Source organism: Micromonospora rhizosphaerae, from assembly GCF_900091465.1.
In the GTDB taxonomy this organism is placed as follows: Bacteria; Actinomycetota; Actinomycetes; order Mycobacteriales; family Micromonosporaceae; genus Micromonospora; species Micromonospora rhizosphaerae.
Genome location: NZ_FMHV01000002.1, coordinates 4,683,318 through 4,701,507 on the forward strand (window position 1 = coordinate 4,683,318; position 18,190 = coordinate 4,701,507).

Annotated in this window: 23 protein-coding genes and 1 tRNA gene; 4 read left to right on the forward strand and 20 right to left on the reverse strand. The window is 74.1% G+C overall.

Features of this window, described 5'->3' with window-relative positions:
• Positions 1 to 71 precede the first annotated feature (71 nt).
• The 11 genes from GA0070624_RS21985 to GA0070624_RS35945 form a co-directional block, all read right to left on the reverse strand.
• Positions 72 to 536: a bifunctional nuclease family protein gene (locus tag GA0070624_RS21985; RefSeq protein ID WP_091349267.1), complete on the reverse strand. Its 465-nt coding sequence runs from the start codon at positions 534 to 536 to the stop codon at positions 72 to 74.
• Positions 537 to 746: 210 nt separating this feature from the next.
• Complete coding sequence (ftsR, locus tag GA0070624_RS21990) at positions 747 to 1,442, reverse strand: transcriptional regulator FtsR (protein WP_176732037.1); 696 nt, start codon at positions 1,440 to 1,442, stop codon at positions 747 to 749.
• A gap of 50 nt (positions 1,443 to 1,492) precedes the next feature.
• The gene (odhI, locus tag GA0070624_RS21995) at positions 1,493 to 1,945 is read right to left on the reverse strand and encodes an oxoglutarate dehydrogenase inhibitor Odhl (RefSeq protein ID WP_091344012.1); all 453 of its coding nucleotides are present in this window, start codon (positions 1,943 to 1,945) and stop codon (positions 1,493 to 1,495) included.
• Positions 1,946 to 2,163: 218 nt separating this feature from the next.
• Complete coding sequence (gene gcvH / locus GA0070624_RS22000; RefSeq protein ID WP_091344014.1) at positions 2,164 to 2,544, reverse strand: glycine cleavage system protein GcvH; 381 nt, start codon at positions 2,542 to 2,544, stop codon at positions 2,164 to 2,166.
• A gap of 56 nt (positions 2,545 to 2,600) precedes the next feature.
• Positions 2,601 to 3,563, reverse strand: a complete 963-nt coding sequence (locus GA0070624_RS22005; protein WP_091344015.1) for a DUF881 domain-containing protein — start codon at positions 3,561 to 3,563, stop codon at positions 2,601 to 2,603.
• A gap of 9 nt (positions 3,564 to 3,572) precedes the next feature.
• Positions 3,573 to 3,905, reverse strand: a complete 333-nt coding sequence (locus GA0070624_RS22010; RefSeq protein ID WP_091344018.1) for a small basic family protein — start codon at positions 3,903 to 3,905, stop codon at positions 3,573 to 3,575.
• Positions 3,902 to 4,846, reverse strand: coding sequence for a DUF881 domain-containing protein (locus GA0070624_RS22015; RefSeq protein WP_091344020.1), 945 nt, complete (start codon positions 4,844 to 4,846; stop codon positions 3,902 to 3,904). Before GA0070624_RS22015 ends, GA0070624_RS22010 begins: the two co-directional genes overlap by 4 nt.
• Entirely contained in the window at positions 4,843 to 5,484 is a 642-nt protein-coding gene (gene clsA / locus GA0070624_RS22020; RefSeq protein WP_091344022.1) for a cardiolipin synthase ClsA, read from the reverse strand. Before clsA ends, GA0070624_RS22015 begins: the two co-directional genes overlap by 4 nt.
• Before the next feature lie 325 nt (positions 5,485 to 5,809).
• Positions 5,810 to 6,274: a MarR family winged helix-turn-helix transcriptional regulator gene (locus GA0070624_RS22025; RefSeq protein WP_091344024.1), complete on the reverse strand. Its 465-nt coding sequence runs from the start codon at positions 6,272 to 6,274 to the stop codon at positions 5,810 to 5,812.
• A 47-nt stretch (positions 6,275 to 6,321) separates the two neighbouring features.
• Complete coding sequence (locus GA0070624_RS22030) at positions 6,322 to 7,509, reverse strand: PP2C family protein-serine/threonine phosphatase (RefSeq protein WP_091344026.1); 1,188 nt, start codon at positions 7,507 to 7,509, stop codon at positions 6,322 to 6,324.
• Between the two features lie 2 nt (positions 7,510 to 7,511).
• Positions 7,512 to 7,988 carry a class I SAM-dependent methyltransferase gene (locus tag GA0070624_RS35945; protein ID WP_245718925.1) on the reverse strand — a complete coding sequence of 159 codons (477 nt, stop codon included), beginning with the start codon at positions 7,986 to 7,988 and terminating at the stop codon, positions 7,512 to 7,514.
• Between the two features lie 127 nt (positions 7,989 to 8,115).
• Here GA0070624_RS35945 and GA0070624_RS22040 point away from each other — a divergent pair, with 127 nt between their 5' ends.
• The 3 genes from GA0070624_RS22040 to GA0070624_RS22050 all read left to right on the forward strand — a co-directional run bounded on the left by GA0070624_RS22040 (position 8,116) and on the right by GA0070624_RS22050 (position 9,756).
• Positions 8,116 to 8,994 (forward strand): universal stress protein, encoded by an 879-nt coding sequence (locus tag GA0070624_RS22040; protein ID WP_091344028.1) that lies wholly within the window; start codon positions 8,116 to 8,118, stop codon positions 8,992 to 8,994.
• A 79-nt stretch (positions 8,995 to 9,073) separates the two neighbouring features.
• Complete coding sequence (locus GA0070624_RS22045) at positions 9,074 to 9,283, forward strand: phosphatidylethanolamine-binding protein (protein ID WP_091344030.1); 210 nt, start codon at positions 9,074 to 9,076, stop codon at positions 9,281 to 9,283.
• Entirely contained in the window at positions 9,280 to 9,756 is a 477-nt protein-coding gene (locus GA0070624_RS22050; protein WP_091344032.1) for a hypothetical protein, read from the forward strand. Before GA0070624_RS22045 ends, GA0070624_RS22050 begins: the two co-directional genes overlap by 4 nt.
• Here the strand turns inward: GA0070624_RS22050 and GA0070624_RS22055 are convergent.
• Entirely contained in the window at positions 9,753 to 9,959 is a 207-nt protein-coding gene (locus tag GA0070624_RS22055; protein WP_091349270.1) for a hypothetical protein, read from the reverse strand. The genes GA0070624_RS22050 and GA0070624_RS22055 overlap by 4 nt on opposite strands.
• 133 nt (positions 9,960 to 10,092) lie before the next feature.
• Here GA0070624_RS22055 and GA0070624_RS22060 point away from each other — a divergent pair, with 133 nt between their 5' ends.
• Positions 10,093 to 10,746, forward strand: a complete 654-nt coding sequence (locus GA0070624_RS22060) for a hypothetical protein (RefSeq protein WP_091344034.1) — start codon at positions 10,093 to 10,095, stop codon at positions 10,744 to 10,746.
• Between the two features lie 3 nt (positions 10,747 to 10,749).
• On the opposite strand, the gene GA0070624_RS34200 is transcribed toward GA0070624_RS22060, so the two are convergent.
• The 8 genes from GA0070624_RS34200 to GA0070624_RS22090 form a co-directional block, all read right to left on the reverse strand.
• Positions 10,750 to 10,932, reverse strand: coding sequence for a hypothetical protein (locus tag GA0070624_RS34200; protein ID WP_141715127.1), 183 nt, complete (start codon positions 10,930 to 10,932; stop codon positions 10,750 to 10,752).
• 107 nt (positions 10,933 to 11,039) lie between these two features.
• Positions 11,040 to 11,237: a hypothetical protein gene (locus GA0070624_RS22065; RefSeq protein ID WP_091344036.1), complete on the reverse strand. Its 198-nt coding sequence runs from the start codon at positions 11,235 to 11,237 to the stop codon at positions 11,040 to 11,042.
• A gap of 49 nt (positions 11,238 to 11,286) precedes the next feature.
• Positions 11,287 to 13,050 carry a selenocysteine-specific translation elongation factor gene (gene selB / locus GA0070624_RS22070; RefSeq protein ID WP_091344038.1) on the reverse strand — a complete coding sequence of 588 codons (1,764 nt, stop codon included), beginning with the start codon at positions 13,048 to 13,050 and terminating at the stop codon, positions 11,287 to 11,289.
• A 1-nt stretch (position 13,051) separates the two neighbouring features.
• Entirely contained in the window at positions 13,052 to 14,356 is a 1,305-nt protein-coding gene (selA, locus tag GA0070624_RS22075; RefSeq protein WP_091344040.1) for an L-seryl-tRNA(Sec) selenium transferase, read from the reverse strand.
• Between the two features lie 22 nt (positions 14,357 to 14,378).
• A tRNA-Sec gene (locus GA0070624_RS34930) sits at positions 14,379 to 14,474 on the reverse strand.
• A gap of 63 nt (positions 14,475 to 14,537) precedes the next feature.
• On the reverse strand, positions 14,538 to 15,827 hold the full coding sequence (locus GA0070624_RS22080; RefSeq protein ID WP_091344042.1) for an L-lactate MFS transporter: 1,290 nt from the start codon (positions 15,825 to 15,827) through the stop codon (positions 14,538 to 14,540).
• 46 nt (positions 15,828 to 15,873) lie between these two features.
• Complete coding sequence (gene nrfD / locus GA0070624_RS22085; protein WP_218105251.1) at positions 15,874 to 17,148, reverse strand: NrfD/PsrC family molybdoenzyme membrane anchor subunit; 1,275 nt, start codon at positions 17,146 to 17,148, stop codon at positions 15,874 to 15,876.
• Complete coding sequence (locus GA0070624_RS22090; RefSeq protein ID WP_091344044.1) at positions 17,145 to 18,188, reverse strand: 4Fe-4S dicluster domain-containing protein; 1,044 nt, start codon at positions 18,186 to 18,188, stop codon at positions 17,145 to 17,147. The genes nrfD and GA0070624_RS22090 overlap by 4 nt, the downstream gene beginning before the upstream one ends.
• Between the last annotated feature and the right edge of the window lie 2 nt (positions 18,189 to 18,190).

The following is an 18,190-nucleotide window of genomic DNA, read 5'->3' on the forward strand; positions in this document are numbered from 1 at the left end:
TCACCAATGGCAGCGCGCCGTCACACAGCGTAACGCCGGACCGCGCTCGCGGACCGGCACCCGACCGGGGCTCAGCCGGCGAAGTCCTCCGGGCGCACCTGCTCCAGGGACTCCCGGAACTTCTCCACCTCGTCCTCCTGCTCGTCCGGGATCACGATCCCCGCCTCGCTGAGGACCTGCTCCGCGCAACGAATCGGAGCCCCCACCCGCAACGCCAGCGCGATGGCATCACTCGGCCGCGCGGACACCCGCACCCCGTCCCCGATCAACAGATCGGCGTAGAAGACGTTCTCCTTCAGCTCGGTGATCTCCACCGCCCGCAACGGCGCCTGCAACGCCGCCAGCACGTCCCGCAGAAGATCGTGCGTCAACGGCCGAGCCGGCTTGACCCCCTGCTGCTCGTAGGCAATCGCCGTCGCCTCGACCGCGCCGATCCAGATCGGCAGATAGCGGTCCCCCTCGACCTCCCGCAGCAGGACGATCGGCTGGTTGCTGGGCAGCTCCACCCGAACTCCGACCACGCTCAGCTCGCGCACCGCCGCCTCCGTGTTCGTCGTCACCTACGCCCGCACCGCGCCCCTTCCCTGCACGGTACACGGACCGCGACACGAGAGTCCCATGCGCTACGTGCACCACGCCTCGCCGGGAAGGGGTTACCCCGGCAAGCCTACGCCACGCTTCCCGGCACAGATCTTTCCGCTCGTCACAGCGACGGCCGGGCGCCCCCACGACACCCGGCCGCACCGTCACCGACCCAAGGTCGACCGCAACCCCACCCGCACCAGGGCCGCGTGCAACTGCTGCGACAACGCCACCAACTCACGCGCCGTCTCCGCCGCCCGGGCCCGGGCCGCCGGATCACTCTGCCGCGCCAACGGCGCCACCAACTGGGCGAACAGACCGACCTCGCGATCCGCCGCCGTCCGGTAACCCCGCAGATGCCGCGGCTCCAACCCGTACGCCGCCAACCCGGCCACCGCCCGCGCGATGATCAACGCATCCCCGTCGTACCAGCCCGGCGGATCGGATACCAGCACACCGAGCCGCTCCAACTCGCCCAACGTCGACTCGTCGATCCCGCTCCGGGCGATCAGCTCAGCCCGGCCCAACCGGATATCAGACGACTCGGCCTCCGAACCCCGGCCCGGCACCGCACCGTCTGAACCGACCGCCACCAACGTCGGCCGCTGCCGACCCGGCGCCGACCCCGACGCGTCCCACTCCGCCAACTGCTCACGGATCACCCGCAACGGCAGATACCGGTCCCGCTGCGCGGTCAACACGAACCGCAGCCGCGCCATGTCGTCCCAGCTGTACTTCCGGTAACCCGACGCCGTCCGCTGCGGCTCCACCAGACCCTCGGCCTCGAGGAACCGCAACTTCGAAATCGTCGTGTCCGGAAACTCCACCCGCAACTGCGCCAGCACCTCGCCGATGCTCATCAGCGGGCGGGACCCGGCCACCCCGGGCGGCGTCGAAGCCGCAGGCTCGTTCACCCCCGGCCGGCCCCCTCCTCCGGGCGCGGACCGGCGATGAACACCACCCGGAACTTGCCGATCTGCACCTCATCACCATTGCTCAACGTGGCCGCCTCGACCCGCTCCCGGTTCACGTACGTGCCATTCAGGCTGCCCACGTCCCGCACCGTGAACGTGCCACCATCCCGGTGAAACTCGGCGTGCCTCCGTGACACCGTCACGTCGTCCAGGAAAATGTCACTGTCCGGGTGCCGGCCGCTCGTCGTCACATCGTGATCCAACAGGAACCGGGCACCCGCGTTCGGGCCCCGGCGAACCACCAGCAGCGCCATGCCCGGCGGCAACGAACCGGCCATCCGGCCCGGCACCACATCGGTTTCCGGACCCTCCAGCACTTCGTCGAGCGAACCGAGATTGAGCGTCGAAGTGACGTCGAGTGGGGGGAACTCGTCGTCTGGGCGCGTCATGCGGACCACCTCACGGATCTGTTCGGTCGGCGTCGGGTAATGGCGGGTCTGGCCGCCGGGCAGTCACACACCCGGCGGCTGGCTCCCCGTGCCCGGGAAGGCGCATTCCACAACGCTCAACTATTTGGTTCTCGGTCGACTGGGCGAGCCTAGCCAGCGACCGAAATACAGGGCAACCGTACGCGCGGAGACGACCCCCGCACCCGGCCGGGTAGCACTCAGCTCTCAGTGAGCTCGCGGTACGCGCCAGCGGTCAGCAACCCGTCGACCGCGGCCGGATCATCCGGGGTGATCTCCACCAACCACCCGGCACCGTACGGATCGGTGTTGATCACCTCAGGGGTGTCGCCGAGCGCCTCGTTGCGCGCCGCCACCGTACCGCTCACCGGCGCGTAGATCTCCGACACGCTCTTCGTCGACTCGATCTCACCCAGCGGCTCACCGGCCGCCACCGCCGCGCCCTCGTCCGGCAACTGGACATACACGATGTCACCCAGGGCGTCCTGCGCGAAGTGCGTGATGCCGATCCGGACGGCACCGCCGTCACCAGCCGCCACCCACTCGTGCTCGGCGGTGTACCGAAGATCCTCAGGAATCACCAGCTACGTCCTTCATCCATCGGTGCACCGGGGGGAACCGGCGCGGCCGCACCCGGTCAGGAGACCGGACGGGCGTGATCCAGCTTGATCGGCGCGTGCAGCTGCGAAACCTCGGCAACCTCACGATCCTCGACGATCACGTTACCGCCGTCATCGGCGACCGAAGCGACCACCCCGCCGGGAATGTTCAACGCCGTGCGCATCGTCGCCGGATCACCGATCACCGTGATCGTGTACGGCCCACTCAACCGCCGCCCGTCCACCAGCAGACCGCCGTTCTCCGCGTCCACGAAATACGTCGACGCGATGATCCGCACCGCCGTGCCGTCCACCCCGCCGATCTGCATCGCCTCCGCCCCCGCGCCCCGCAACTCCTGCACCGCGTCCAGGATCCGGATCGACGAGATCGGCTTCGCGCCCGCCTCGAACCGCACCGCCAGGCCCGGCCCCACCGCCGGCAACGTGCCCGCCAGGATGCCCAGCTCATCCGCCCGCCGGGTCGCCTCCTCCAGCGCCGCCTGCCGACCCTGCTCACCGGAACGCAACTGACGCTGGCTCTCCTCCAACGCCTCGATGTCCTGCCGCAGCCGCCGCTCCCGGGAATCCAGATCCGACGAGATCCGGACCAGGTCCTCCTCCCGGGTCGCCGCCAACGTCGGATCAGTCGACGTCGTCTTCAGCTGCACCACCAGGGTGAACCCCAGCAACGCCAGCAGCACGGCGATCATCGCCCCGGCCGAGGTCAACCGGCGCGCCAGGGACCCGGCAGCCGCCGCAGCCTTCGCCTCCGCCGACCCGCCGCCCGGCTCCGGGTCCGCGGACCGCTCGCCGTCCGGGGCAGCACTCGCCGGCCGCTCGCCGTCCTCCCGCTCCGCCGGCGCGTCCGGCGCCAGCGGGCTCAACTCGTCCGGATCCGGTGCGTCCGGCCGCGGATCCGGCTCGCTCGCCGGACCCGCCGGGCGGGTCGGCTCCGCCGGTTCCGGCCAACCGGTCCCGGTCTCGCTGTGCTCGTCGCTCATCGCATCAAACTACGCCCGGAACAGGTGACGGCGGATCGCCGCCACGTTGCCGAAGATACGAACCCCGAGCACGACCACCACACCGGTGGAGAGCTGACCGCCCACCCCCAGCTGGTCACCCAGGTACACGATCAGGCCCGCCACCAGCACATTCGAGATGAACGAGATCACGAACTGCTTGTCGTCGAAGATCCCGTCGAGCTTCGCCCGGACCCCGCCGAACACCGCGTCGAGCGCGGCCACCACGGCGATCGGCAGGTACGGCTGCAACGCAGCGGGGACGGTGGGGTCGAGGTACACCCCGAGGACCACACCGGCGAGCAACGCCAGCACCGCGATCATCGGCCACCTCCGGAGGGGCTGGGAGAGGTCCCCGAGCCGGACGGCCCGGGACTGGTCGAACCGGCGGCACCCGAACCCGACGGCGACGGGCTCGGACTCACCGAGGGCTCGGCGTAGCGTAGCCGTGGCTGCGGAGCCGCCGGCAGGGTGAGGTCCTCGGCGTCCTTGACCCCGAACGACAGGCCGGTACTCTTCGCCACCTCACGCATCAGGCCGGCCGCCCGGCTGTCGTCGAACCGGTCCCGCATCGACCCCGGCCCGATCGCCGTCACCTCGTACGGACTGGTCACCGGGCGGTAGTCGACCAGGATCGCCTCCCCCGCCGACCGGATCGTCGAGGTCGCCGTCAACCGCTGCCCGTTGATCGCGATCGCCTCCGCGCCCGCCGCCCACAACGCGTTGGCCACCTTCTGCAGGTCGGAGTACAACACCCGGGACGGGCCCGCGTCCGCGCCCGTCACCGCGTCCCGGTCCCCCGCCGCGTCGGCCAACCGCACCACCACGCCGTCGCCGCGCACCCGGCCCAAACCGGTGCCCGCCTCCAGGTTCCGCAGCCGGGACGCCTCGGAGCCGCCCAGCGCCGCGTCCCGCTGCCGGCTCACCTCCTCGCGCAACTGGTCGGCGCGCGCGGTCAACCGGTCCGTCTCGCTCTCCCGCTGCTTGATCTCGGCGATCAGCCCGGCCCGGGCCTGCGCCCGGCTCGGCTCCTCCGCCACCGTCTCCCGGTAGGCGACCGCGAAGAGGAACCCGATCACCACGATCACCACCAGGCTGACCGGGCGGGCCGCCAATCGACGCACGCGGGACGGGGGCGCCTCGCGGCGCCGGGCCGCCGCGTCCCCGTACCCAGGGTCGAGCGGGTTGCGGAACAGGTCGGTGAGGAAGTCGGGCGCGTACACCCGGGCCGAGGGGTCCCGGCCGTCGCGGGGGGTGGAACTCATGCCGCCGCACCCCCGGACCGGGTACGCATCGCCCGCACAAGGCGGTTCGCCTGCACCACGTACATCGCGCCGGCCACCCAGTAGAGCACCAGGCCCCACCAGGCGAGGCCCCAGCCGATCGCGCCGGCGACCGTCGCGCCGCCCGGCACCGCCGCGGCGAGCAGCAGGATCGGGAACGCGGCCAGCAGCAGGAAGGTGGCGGTCTTGCCCACGTAGTGCACCGGCGGCGGGCCGTAGCCGTAGCGGCGCAGCACCGCCAGCGACCCGAGCAGGAGCAGCTCGCGGGCCAGCAGCGCCGCGGTGAACTGCCACGGCACCACCTCCCGCGCGGTGAAGGCGAGCAGCGTGGCCAGGATGTAGAGCCGGTCGGCGAGCGGGTCGAGCAGCTCACCCAGCCGGCTGACCTGCTGCAGGCGGCGGGCGATCCAGCCGTCCACCCAGTCGCTGGTGCCGCCGATGGCCAGCACCACGATTGCCGCCACGTCGGCGTGGACCACGAGGAAGAGGTAGAGGAAGAGCGGGACGCCGATCAGCCGGGCAAAACTGATCATGTTCGGCAGGGTGAGGACCTGGTCCCCCACGACCGCCGTCGTACCGCCGGAAGACGGATGCTCTGCCCGAGCCGGCCGACGCGACACCGAACCCTCCCTTCGCAGCACGGTCCGGCGCCCGACCGAGGTCGGTCGCTTCCGGAGGGACGTGCGCGTTGCCGGCCGGTCAACGCCGGCGCCCTCTGCGATCCCGGGCTGGGACCTCCCCCGATGCGGCCCACGATCGTGTCGATCATGGGCCGTGAGTTGCGCTGCCACTATATCGGGCTCTCCCGCCCGTCCCCGGGCTGTGCTTTCCGTGGCTGCCGGCGTTTCGGCCTTGGTGCGGTGCGACACCACCTGTAGCGCGTCCTAGGACACTAGGTGAGCGACTCGGAACAGCCGAAACCAGCGGGGGCTGGGGCGTGGAGGATCAGGCCGTGCGGGCGGTGGCGTCGGTGCCGGTCTGCGGGGTCGCCGCCGCCTGGCCGAACGCGACCAGGGCCAGCAGCAGCTCGTGCTGCGCCCGGTTGGGCATCCGGTCCAGCACCGCCTGGACCGCCTGGTGCCGGCGCTCCTTCAGCTTCCGCAGCAGGGTCTCGGCCGCCACGGTGGGAACCAGCCGGACCTCGCGCCGGTCCCGGGGGTCGGCCACCCGCCGCAGCAGGCCGACCGCCTCCAGCCGGTCGCAGAGCCGGCTCGCCGACGACGGTACGACGTCCAGCAGATCGGCCAGGCGGTTCACGTTGGTGTCCGGGTGGATCATGATCAACGAGAGCACGCGCAGCTGGGTCGGCGAGACGCCCAGGTTGTGCCGGGACGCGGCCGTATCGAGCACATCGATGAGTGCCTCAGCAGCCAAATCGATGGCCGCGGCAAGATTCGGAGGTCGCTCCACCCGATGTCCCCTGCGATTGTCGCGCTCGTTTTCGCCCCGTCGTTCGGTTACTGCTCGCACGCGTCGTCCGGCTGGCTGGCACCCCGCCAGTCCAGGCAGACGACGACCGCATCGTCGCGGAGATCGGCGTCGGCGTGGTACGCGTGCAGTTCGCGCAACACCGTACCAACTGCTTCGGTCCCCGGCTGCAGCCGAGTGGACCGCATCGCTCGCGCCATGGCCCTTTCCCCATAGGGCTCCTGGCCATCCGGCTGGGCGGCGTAGACGCCGTCGCTGACCACGAAGAGCCGGTCCCCCGGCTCGAGCGCGAACTCCTGCACGTCGTACCGGGTCTCGGCGAACATGCCCAACGGCAGCTGCTGCTCGAGGGGGACCGGGGTGACCGTGCCACCTCGCAGCCGGAGCACGTGCGGCGAGCCGGCGTCCACCGCCCTGATCCGCCCGCGCCGGGTGTCCAGCTCGAAGAGCAGCGTGGCCACGTGCCGGCTGCCGCGGTGCTGGTAGAAGACGGTGTCCGAGGCGAGCTCGGCCTGCTCGACGAGGCTCCCCCCGGAACGGCGGGCGTTGCGCATGGCGTTGACGGTGACCGCGGTGAGCAGCGAGGCGGCCAGGCCGCTGCCGGTGCCGTTGAGCACCGTGACGGAGAGCCGGTCGCCGTCGACCGACCAGTCGAAATGGTCCCCGCCCACCGTGTACGCCGGTTCCAGCTGGCCAGCGAGCAGGAACGCGCCGTGGGTGAAGCTGCGGCCGGGCAACAGCTCCCACTGCATCTCCGCGGCCATGCTCAACCGTTCCCGGCGCCGGGCCCGGCGGTAGCGGTCGGTCTCCCGGTCCGCCGCGCGCAGCGCCACCGCCAGGTCCCCCGCGATGTCCCGAGCCACCTCGACGGTTGCCGCCGCCGGGCTGGCGGGCAACTCGACCAGCAGCACCCCGAGCCGCTCGCCCCAGACCGACAGCGGCAGGTAGACCCGGCAACGGCCGTCCTCGCCGCCGTCCAGCACCGGCTGCTGGCTGCTGAAACAGCGCTGCGCCACGCCCTGACCGGCGAGGAGACCGGCGTCCGGCAGCTCCGGGTCCAGCAACGGGCAGAGCCCGCTGAAGCGGTAGTCGGCGATCAACACCTCGGTCCGCGTCGCGTTCAGCGCGACGCGGATCGCCCGGTCGGCGGCCTCGGCCAACTGGTCGGGCGGCACCGCGCGCAGGGCGCGCGAAACCTGTCCGGCCACATCCGGCATGTTCATCCTCCGAGGGCGACTATTGCTGTAGGGCAAGAATCATACGGAGGGCGGGAGACGACCGGTCGGCCGGTTCCGGCCACGAAGTGGCGCCCGGTGGCCGGCCCGCAGCGGTCGGTGATCGGCGCGCCGTATCGGCCGGCTCGATGGCCGGCGGGGCGGTGCCGGGTGGCGGCCCGGTCAGGCGGCGGCGGGCTTCGCCGCGACCCGCCGTAGAAGGCGTCCGGCATCGGGGCGGGCCGGCCGTCGGGACGCCACCGCGCGACCGGCACGATGCCGTCGGCGGTGGGCACCCACCGCCCGAGCACCGGACCGAACGCGGCCGGCGCCCGCATCGGGAACTCCGGACCCGTCATCGCCAGGGCCCGCGGGTCCGCGGCCAGCTCCTCGCTGTTGAAGTCGACGGCCAGGAAGCTGCCCGGCGCGACCGCGTCGTAGAGCTCGTCGAGGGCGGTGCTCGGCTGGTCGGGTCCGGCCATCGACGAGGCTCCCTCCCTCGGCGATGGTCGACGGCGTACCCACGGGCCGGCTCGGGCGGTATCGCCCCGCAACGGGCCGCCGGCCGCGATACTGGCCGCGAGCGTCCGGCGGCCAGGAGGTGCAGCGGTGAACTCGGCGAATGGCGCGGTGGTGGTCGGCGTGGACGGCTCAGAGCCGGCGCTGCGGGCCGTGCGCCTGGCGGCGGGTGAGGCGGCGCGCCGGCACCGCCCGCTGCGGGTGGTGCACGGGTTCATCTGGCCGCTGCTGCGCGTACCGGTCAACCCGCCCGCCGAGGCGCCGCCCGGCGGTGGGCTGCGGCACCAGGCCGAGGAGCTGGTCGCCGCGGCGGTGGCCGAGGCCGAGGCGGCGGCGCCCGGGGTCCGCGTTTCCGGGGAGATCATCGACGGCGAGGCGGCGGCGGTGCTGCTCGGTGAGTCCCCCACCGCCACGATGATCGTCCTCGGCGACCGGGGCCTGGGCGGCTTCGCCGCGCTGGTGGTCGGCTCGGTGGCGATCCAGGTGGCCTCCTACGCGGACTGCCCGGTGATGGTGGCCCGGGGCGAGGAGCGCGCGGCCGGGCCGATCGTGGTCGGGGTGGACGGCTCCTCCCTGTCCCGGGCCGCGGTCGGGTTCGCCGCCGACGAGGCCGCCGTGCGGGGCACCCGGTTGCACGCCCTGCTCGCCTACACGCATCCGATCTCCGGCGGTCCCGGCGACATGCAGCCCCTGGTGTACGAGGAGAACCAGCTGCGCGGCGAGGAGGACCGGATCCTCGCGGAGTCGCTCACCGGGCTGGTCGAACGGCACCCGGAGGTGCCGGTCACCCGGGAGGTGGTCCGCGGCCGGCCGGTCAAGGTGCTCACCGAGGCGTCCCGCGACGCCCAGCTGGTGGTGGTCGGCCGGCAGGGTCGGGGAGCGCTGGGCGGTCTGCTCCTCGGGTCGGTGAGCCAGGGGGTGCTGCACCACGCCACCTGCCCGGTCGCCGTGGTCCGCTCCCCCGGCTGACCGCCACCGTAACGGTTGGCGGAGGCGGGGACGGGTAGACGGCCCCGGTAGGCGGCGACAGCGACCGGAGGAGGCAGCGATGCCAGGACCACGGCCGGGCAGCAGCGATTACGACAAGCAACGGGCGCGGCTGCGCGATCTGATCGAGAATTCCGGGCGGGCGGCGGACCAGGAGGCGAACCAGGTCGCCAACCGGATCCTGCAGGAGGATCGCGGCCAGCGGGGCGTCGTGCGGGGGGACCGGACGTTCGGGCCCAAGGGCGAGCGCGAACCCGGCGATCCGAAGTGAGGGCCACGCCCCTGCTCGACGGCGCCATCGCCGGCGCCGTCGGCACCGCCGCGTTGAACATGGTCAGCTACCTGGACATCGTGGTCCGGGCGCGCCCGGCGAGCATCGCTCCCGAGGAGAGCGCCCGCCGCCTGGCCGAGAAGGCGCACGTGGACCTGGGGCCCGGGGACAAGGCGGTCAACCGCCGCTCCGGCCTCGGGGCCCTCCTCGGCTACGGCACGGGCGTCGCGGCGGGGGCCGCCTTCGGGCTGCTCGCGGCCCGCCGACGGCTCCCCCTGCCGGTGGCGGCCGGCGTGCTCGGCGGGGGCGTGATGGCCACCTCGGACGGCTCGCTGGCCGCGCTGGGCGTGAGCGATCCTCGGACCTGGCGACTGAACGACTGGGTGGCCGACATCGTGCCGCACCTGGCGTACGGCATGGCGGCCGCAACCACCTGGAACCGGCTGCGACCGCCATCCCGACGGGGTGGTTAGCCCCGCCCCTCGCTCTCGTCCTCGGCCACCGGCTTCTCGGCCGGGCCGTACGGCGACACCTGCCCCTTCGGCAGCGGCCGCCCCTCGTCGCCGTGCGAGGTGCCACGGTTGAGCGGGAATCCGCTCGGGCCGGGCAACTTGCTGTCCTGGCTCGTGGAGCCCCGGTTGTTGCGACGGAGCTCCGGCTGCTGCGGGTTAACCACCACTGTCTCCTTCCGGTGGACGACAGGCGGTGTCAACCGCCTCGTGAGGCGGTTACCCGCCGCCGCTGCCGGCATGCCGAGGGCGCCGGGCCGGGCGGGGGCTAACCGGCCGCCGGTCGGGTACACGCCGGTGATGGCCGAGAAACGCGAGGTGGCGCGGGCCCTGCTGGACCGGCAGCGACAGACGTACGCGGAGGAGGCGGGGATCCGACTGGCCGACCGGCCCGGGCCGCTGTACCAGCTGCTGGTGCTCACCACGCTGCTGAGCACCCGGATCCGCGCCGGGGTGGCCCTCGCCGCCGCCCGGGAGCTCTTCGCCGCCGGCTACCGCACCCCGCCGGCGATGGAGGCGGCGAGCTGGCAGGACCGGGTCGACGCGCTCGGTCGCGGGCACTACCGCCGCTACGACGAGCGCACCGCCACCATGCTCGGCACCGGCGCCCGGCTCTGCCTGGACCGCTGGCGTGGGGACCTGCGCCGGCTGCACCGGGAGGCGAACGGGGACCCGTCGGTGCTGCGCCGGCTGCTCATCGAGTTCCCCGGCATCGGCCCGACCGGCGCGGACATCTTCCTACGCGAGGTGCAGACGGTCTGGCCGGACGTGCGCCCGTACGCCGACCGGCGGACGCTGGCCGGCGCGGAGCGGCTCGGGTTGCCGGCGAACCCGCGCGGGCTGTCGGGGCTGGTCGGCGAGGGCGACTTCGGGCGGCTGGCCTCGGCGCTGGTGCGGGTGGCCCTCGGCCAGGAGAACGCCGGCGAGGTCAGCCGGATGGCGGCGGCGCGCTGAGCGTCACTTGGCCGGCTTCGGCCTGGTCAGGTGCCATACCAGCAGCGAGGCGAGAAGCGCGAGCAGTACGAGGCCGCCGGTGATGCCGCCCTCCTCCCCTGTGTCGCGTTGGCCGGTGACGCCGAAGTAGATCACCGCGAGCCCGGCGAGCACCGCCAAGAACGTCCGCATTCGTCGGTCATTCACGCCTCGCACGATACGGGCGGTTTTCTCCCATCGTACGGTGATTCGGCGGGGTTCCCCCGGCCGGGACGGCCGGGCGGGCAGGTCCAGCGGCGTGACGCTGCGCCGGGTCAGTCCTCTTCCAGGTCGTCCAGGGAGATGGCGTGGGTCATCAGCCACCGGGCCAGGGCGGCCATCCCGAACAGCCACAACGGCGCCGACTCCGTGGTGCCGTTGGTGGCGAAGATGGCGAACCGCAGGTCCGGCACCCGGTACGCCTCGATCCGCCACTTGTGCTGCCTGTCCCGCCAGACCGCCGAAGGGTCCATGCGGTCACGGTAGGCGAGGCGGCGGAGCCGCGGGCCGTCTTCCTCCCGGTCAGCCGGGCGGCGCCACGACCTCCCGGGCGTCGTCCGGCAGCCGGCGGGTGGCGCCGCGCCGGTCCAACAGTTCCAGCAGCGGCACCGCCACCCGGCGGGTGGTGTCCAGCGCCTGCCGGGCGGCGCTGAGCGTGAACGGCTGCGGCAGCCGGGCCAGCACCCGGACGGCGTCGTTGAGCGCGCCGGGGAGCAGCACCACGTTCTCCGCCAGCCGCAGCAGGGCCCCGGCCCGGACGGCGGCGCCGATCTCCCGGGGACCGAGCCCCAGGTCGGCCAGGCGGTGCGCCTCGGGGGCCTGGAACGGGCGGTCGCCGTACTCGGCGCGGACCCGGTCGACGGCGCGGGCCACCGGCTCGGGCAGCGCGTCGACCGCCGCCGCGGTGATCCGGCCGGCGCGGACCCGCAGGGGTGGCCGGATCAGCGCCTCGACCAGCGCCCGGTCGGGCAGGTCGAGGCGCTGGCGCAGCACCTCGACCGGCACGCCGGGTTCGAGCGGATGCTCCCGGGCGTACCGGGTGACCTCCGCGATGAGCCGGACGCCGAGGCGGTGCCAGTGCTCCGGGTCGGCCAGCCAGTCGCCGGCGATGGGCTGGGCGGCGACCGCCACCCCCATCCGGGCCAGCTCGCCGGCCCGGACCAGGGCCCGGCGGCGCAGTTCGCCGGCGAGGTCCGGACGGCCGTCCAACTGGGCCAGGACCGCCGCCCGGGCGGCGGCCGCGCCCCGCCGGCGCAGCGGCGGTGGGGCCACGTCGAGGACGGTCACCCCACCGGCGACGTGGTGCCGGCCCGGGTCGCGCAGCAGCGCCCGGTCGCCGATCAGCAGCGGTAGTGGCCGGGCCAGCCGCAGCCGGGCGGTGTCCGGGCCGAGCGGCCGCACCCGGGCGGGTACCGCCGCCGAGCCGACGTGCAGGGTCAGGCTGGCCGGCAGCTCGGCGGACGGGTCACCGGCGAGCCGAACGTCGAGCAGGTCGGTGAGCCGGAACCGGCCGGGGCTGAGCAGTGCGTCGCCGCGGGCGATCCGGTCCCTCGGCACCCCGCGCAGGTTCACCGCCACCCGAGCCACCGCGTCCACCCGGTCCTGAGCCATGCCGAGACGGTGCAGGCCGCGGACCCGGACCGGCTCGCCGGTGGCGGCAAGTTCGAGCTGGTCGCCGACGCGCAGCTGGCCGCCGCCGAGGGTGCCGGTGACCACGGTGCCGCTACCCCGGATGGTGAACGAGCGGTCCACCCAGAGCCGTACCGGTGCTTCCGTCGGCGGATCGGGCAGCCGGGCGACCAGGCGGTCCAGGGCGGCCCGCAGCTCGGGCAGGCCCGCGCCGGTGAGGCCGCTGACCGCGACCGGCTCCACCTCGCCGAGCGAGGTGGCGGCGATCTCCGCGCGGGCCTGGGCCACCGCCGGCCCCGGATCGGCCAGGTCCGCCCGGGTCACCGCCAGCAGCCCGTACGACACCCCGAGCGCGTGCAGTGCGGCCAGGTGCTCGGCGGACTGCGGCATCCAGCCCTCGTCGGCGGCCACCACGATCAGCGCGGCCGGGGCCGGGCCGACCCCGGCGAGCATGTTCGGCACGAACCGCTCGTGCCCGGGCACGTCGACGAAGGCGATGGTGCCGCCGGAGGGCAACGTGGTCCAGGCGAAGCCGAGGTCGATGGTCATGCCCCGGCGGCGTTCCTCCGCCCACCGGTCCGGTTCCATCCCGGTCAGCGCCCGGACCAAGGTGGACTTGCCGTGGTCGACATGTCCCGCGGTGGCGACGACCCACATGTCAGCCGTCCGCCGGAACCCGCAGGACGGCCTGCCGCACGGTCTCGTCGGCCTCGGCCGGTACGCAGCGCAGGTCCAGCACGAGTCGGCCGTGCAGGACCCGGCCGAGCACCGGCGGCTCGCCGGTGCGCAGCGGCTCGGCGTACCGTTCGGGCAGGCTCAGGGCCCAGGAGTCGAGCGCGACGCCGGGGGCGCCGCCGCCGCCGACCACCGAGGCGCAGGGCACCACCTCGGCCTTGCGGCCGTCGGCGCCGAGCCGGTCGCGCAGTCGTTCCGCCCGTTCGCGCAGCGTGGCGGGGTCGGCGTGCAGGGCCGCCCGAGTCGGGGTGGTCGGGCCGTGCAGGGTGGCGGCCAGGGCGGCGAGGGTGAGCTTGTCCACCCGCAGCGCCCGGGCGAGCGGGTGGCGGCGCAGCCGTTGGACCAGGTCGGCGGCGCCGAGCAGCAGACCGGCCTGCGGTCCACCGAGCAGCTTGTCGCCGCTGGCGGTGACCAGTGCCGCGCCGGCGCGCAGGCTGCTCGCTGCGTCCGGCTCGTCGGGGAGCAACGGGTCGGGGGCGAGCAGCCCGGAGCCGATGTCGGCGACCACTGGCACGCCGAGGGTGGCCAGCTCGCGCACCGGCACGGCCGAGGTGAAGCCGGTGACCACGAAGTTCGACGGGTGCACCTTGAGCACGAACCCGGTCCGCGGCCCGATCGCCGCCGCGTAGTCGGTGAGGGTGGTGCGGTTGGTGGTGCCCACCTCGCGCAGCCGGGCGCCGGTGCTCTCCAGCAGGTCGGGCAGGCGGAACCCGTCGCCGATCTCGACCAGCTCGCCGCGACTGACCACGATCTCCGCGTCGGCGGCGAGCGCGGTGGCCGCGAGGACCAGGGCGGCGGCGCCGTTGTTGACCACGTGCACGGCCTGCGCGTCAGGCACGGCGGCGGCGAGCGCGTCCAGTGTGTCCCGGCCGCGTCGGACCCGCCGGCCGGTGCGCAGGTCGAGTTCCACATCGGTGTGCCCGGCGGCGGCGACCATCGCCTCGACCGCGGCGGCCGAGAGCGGGGCCCGGCCCAGGTTGGTGTGCAGCACGACGCCGGTGGCGTTGAGCACCGCCCGCGGGGTCGGCGCCGGCAGGGCGGCGAGCGCGGTGTCGCGTACCTCCTCGGGTGCGATCTCGCCGCGGCGGGCGCGCTCCTGAGCACGGCCGATGGCGGCCTTGACCCGGTCGCGGCCGAACGCGTCGACCGCGGCGGCGAGCCGCGGATCGGCGAGCAGCGCGTCGGTGCGCGGCACGCGCCGCCGTGGGTCGGCCGTGCCGTCGGGCATCGCGTCATCTCCAAGGGCTGCCTGGCGGAGACGGACGGGAATCGAACCCGCCTGGCCCGGGTCCCGGACCACACCGGTTTTGAAGACCGGGAGGGGCACCAGCCGCCTGAACGCCTCCACCCAGCACTTAACCACATGCGATCTCCGCCCGCCGCCGGGAGGGGAGAACCGCGGGCCGAGGTCAGGGCGCGGGCGTCTCGAAGTGGGGTCGCGGCTTGCCGGGGCTGGTCGGCAGGCGGGTGATCGGCGGCAGCACCAGCGCCACGAACGCGAGGATCCCGATCACGGTGAAGGGCAGCGTGTAGCTCTTGCCGCTGGCGTCGTAGAGCAGCGCGGTGAGCAGCGGACCCACCACGCCCCCGATGCTCCAGGCCACGATCATCGCGCCGTAGATGGCCCCGGCGTTCGGCGTGCCGAAGTAGTCGGCGGCGGTCGCCGGCATGGTGCCGAAGCCACCGCCGTAGGCGAGGTAGACCAGGGCGGCGAGGACGGCGAAGAGCCAGAAGGGGGAGGCGTGCGGCAGGATCAGGAAGCAGACGCCCTGCAGGGCGAGCATGCCGAGGAACGCGGTCATCCGTCCGATCCGGTCGGACAGCCACGCCCAGATCACCCGCCCGCCGCCGTTGAACAGGCCGAGGACGCCGACCAGCCCGGCCGCGGTCGCGGCGCTCACCCCGGCGACCGCCTGGGCGGCGTCCGCGGCCTGCGAGATGAGCGCGATCCCGCAGGTCACGTTGAGGGTGAGGATCAGCGTGAGCAGGTACCACTGCTTCGTGCGCAGGGCCTCGCCGAAGGTGTAGACGCGGGTGCCGGCGACGGCCCGCCCGCCGACCGCCGGCGTGAAGCCGGGCACCTGGTAGCCGGCGGGCGGGTTGCGGAAGAAGGACGCGCCGAGCAGCACCGCGATCAGGTACGCGAGGCCCAGCGGCAGGAAGACGCTGGTCTTGTCCGAGGTGCCGGCGAGCAGCGCCTTCGCCACCGGCGCGGTGATCACCGCACCGAAGCCGAAGCCGGCCACCGCAATGCCGGTGATCAGCCCGCGCCGGTCGGGGAACCACTTGCTGAGCATGGCGATCGGCGTGATGTACGCGGCGCCGAGCCCGATGCCGCCCATCACCCCGTAGGTGAGCAGCAGCAGCCACAACTGATCGCTCGACGACACCAGCGACGCCAGCATCGTCCCGACCGCGTAGAGGATGCCGCCGCCGAGCGCCACCGGCCGCGGCCCGCTGCGGTCCTGGATGCGGCCGCCGATCAGGCTGCCGATGAAGATGGTGCCGATGGCCACCTCGAACGGCAGCACCACCTCGGCCTTGCTCCACCCGAACTCGGCCTGCAGCGGCTTGTTGAACACGCTCCACGCGTACACGGCGCCGAGCGCGAGTTGGACGAGCACGGCCGCCACCACGAGACCCCATCGGCCCCGCGTCGGTCGGCGATTTCCCCGCGATCCCGCGGTTGTTGTGGCCATGAGCGGTACCCCCGTATCGGCTCATGGGCCCGGCGCCTCTTCTTGCCTACCCCCCGTTCGGGCCGGCGCCCGGCCCGCTGTCGTTCGGTGCCGGACGCTGGTGCCCGCGCACCCGCTCCCGCTGCGGCACCACGGTGTACTTCGGGTCCCGCGCGGAGACGACCCCGCCGTGGAAGATGCCGAACCGGGTGCAGGCGGAGGCTGCCAGAAGCGCCCCGCCGGCCAGGGCGGACAGCACCCGGCTGCGCCGCCCGACCAGCGCGCCGGCCACCCCGGCGACGGTCAGCGCGCGCGCCGCGCGCAGCAGCCGCCCCGCGGTGCCGGTGGCATAGGGCTCGCTGAGCAGCCCGAGCCGGTTCTCCACCCGGTGCGAGCCCCACAGCTCCAGGGCCGCCCCGGCCACCGCGAGGCGGCGGGCCGGGCCGGCCTGCGCCGGCGGCGCGGCGATCAACCCGACGCCGGCGCCGCTGGCCAGCGCGCTGCCCGCGAAGACCATCGGCAGTTCCGGGTACGCCTCGTGCCAGGACGGCACCGCCGTGTCGGCGAGCAGCACCGCGGTGTAGGTGCCCAGCGCCGGCGCGGTGGCGGCAGCGGCCAGCCCGGCGGCGTGCCCGACCGGGGGCAGCAGCCGGCGGGCCAGCCCGAACAGGCCCCGCTCGGGTAGCCGGGGCGCGGCCTCGGCCACCGCGGCGATGCCGGCGGCCGGTCCGAACGCGGTGAGGATCCAGGTGCCTGTCGACATCGGCGAGGTCAGCTTCGCCACCCGCAGCATGTGGTGGAACCGGGTCGGCCGGCCCAGGTCGTGGATGAGGAAGTACGTGCTGGCGCTGACCGCCGCCAGGGCGGTGACCCGGCCGGCCCGGCGCAGCGCCGGCCGGTCGGTGAGCTGTCCGCCGGCGGCCAGCAGCGACGACCCCGCGGCGATGCCACCGGTGAACAGGTAGGCCGCGATGTCCCACTTCCAGACCGGCGGCTTGAGGATCGGCCGGCCGTAGTAGGAGATGAACTCCGCCGGCGGCACGGTGAGCTGCTCCCCACCGCCGCCCCGGCGTCCGCCGCCGGTCCGCCGGTCCGCCGGCGCGGCGTCGCGGGGCGGCTGGGGTGCCAGCCGCGCCTCGGCGGCACCGGAGTCGGTGCGTGCCACACCCTCCCCGGGTCCGGTCGCCCGGCTGCCGTTCGCCGCTTCCCCGCGACTCACCTTCGGCCCGTGGCCGCCCGACCCGGGGTGGCCCGGCCCGCCGAGGCGGCCCGGGCCGTCGGCCTCGAGCCGCTCGCGGAAGCGGCGGAACAGGTCGCCGACGGCGGGACGGTCCGGACTCACGATGAACCTCCGACGAACGCGGCGACGGCCGCCGCCGCCATGGCCAGTGCGGCCAGTCCGGCCCGCTTCCACATCTTCGGCAGGTCCCGGCTGGTGACCACCGGGTCCGGCGGCAGGCCGTACACCTCCGGCTCGTCGAGCAGCAGGAAGAACGCGCCGTCCCCGCCGACGCCGTCGGTGGGGTCGTGGCCGTAGAGGCGGGCCTCCGGCACGCCGCGCTGGTGCAGCTGGGCGACCCGGGCCGCGGCCCGCTCGCGCAGCTCGTCCAGTCGGCCGTACTGGATGGACTCCGTGGGGCAGGCCTGCGCGCAGGCCGGGGTCTTGCCGGCGCCGAGCCGGTCGTAGCAGAGCGTGCACTTCCACGCCCGGCCATCGCCCTTGCGCTGGTCGATGACCCCGTACGGGCAGGCCGAGATGCAGTAGCCGCAGCCGTTGCAGATGTCCTCCTGCACCACGACGGTGCCGAACTCGGTGCGGAACAGCGACCCGGTCGGGCAGACGTCCAGGCAGGCGGCGTGGGTGCAGTGCTTGCAGACGTCGGACATCATCAGCCACCGGAAGTCGGTGCGCCCCTCGGCGCTGCCGGTGCGCCCCGGCGGTCCGTCGCCGGGCATGCCGAGGAATTCCGGCCCCGCGGCCATCCGCGCGGCGGCCGCCGGCTGACCGGGGGGCAGGCCCGGGGCGGTGCCGGTGTTCTCCGCCGTATCGGCGGCGGCGGCCGCGCTGGCCGGGCTGGCCGTCTCCCCGGTCGGCTCTGCAGCGAAGGGCGGGGTCCGATGGCCGGCCGGCAGCGGCTGCTCGATGAAGGCGACGTGCCGCCAGGAGTTCGCGGTGAGCGCGCCGGTGTTGTCGTACGACATGCCGAGCAGGTCGAAGCCGGAGGCGGGAACGTCGTTCCACTCCTTGCAGGCCACCTCGCACGCCTTGCAGCCGATGCAGACGCTGGTGTCGGTGAAGAAGCCCATCCGGGTCTGGCCGTCGGTCCAGCCGGCGTCCGGCGCGGGGTCGAGCGGGCCGTACAGGCTGTTCGCCTCGATCATCC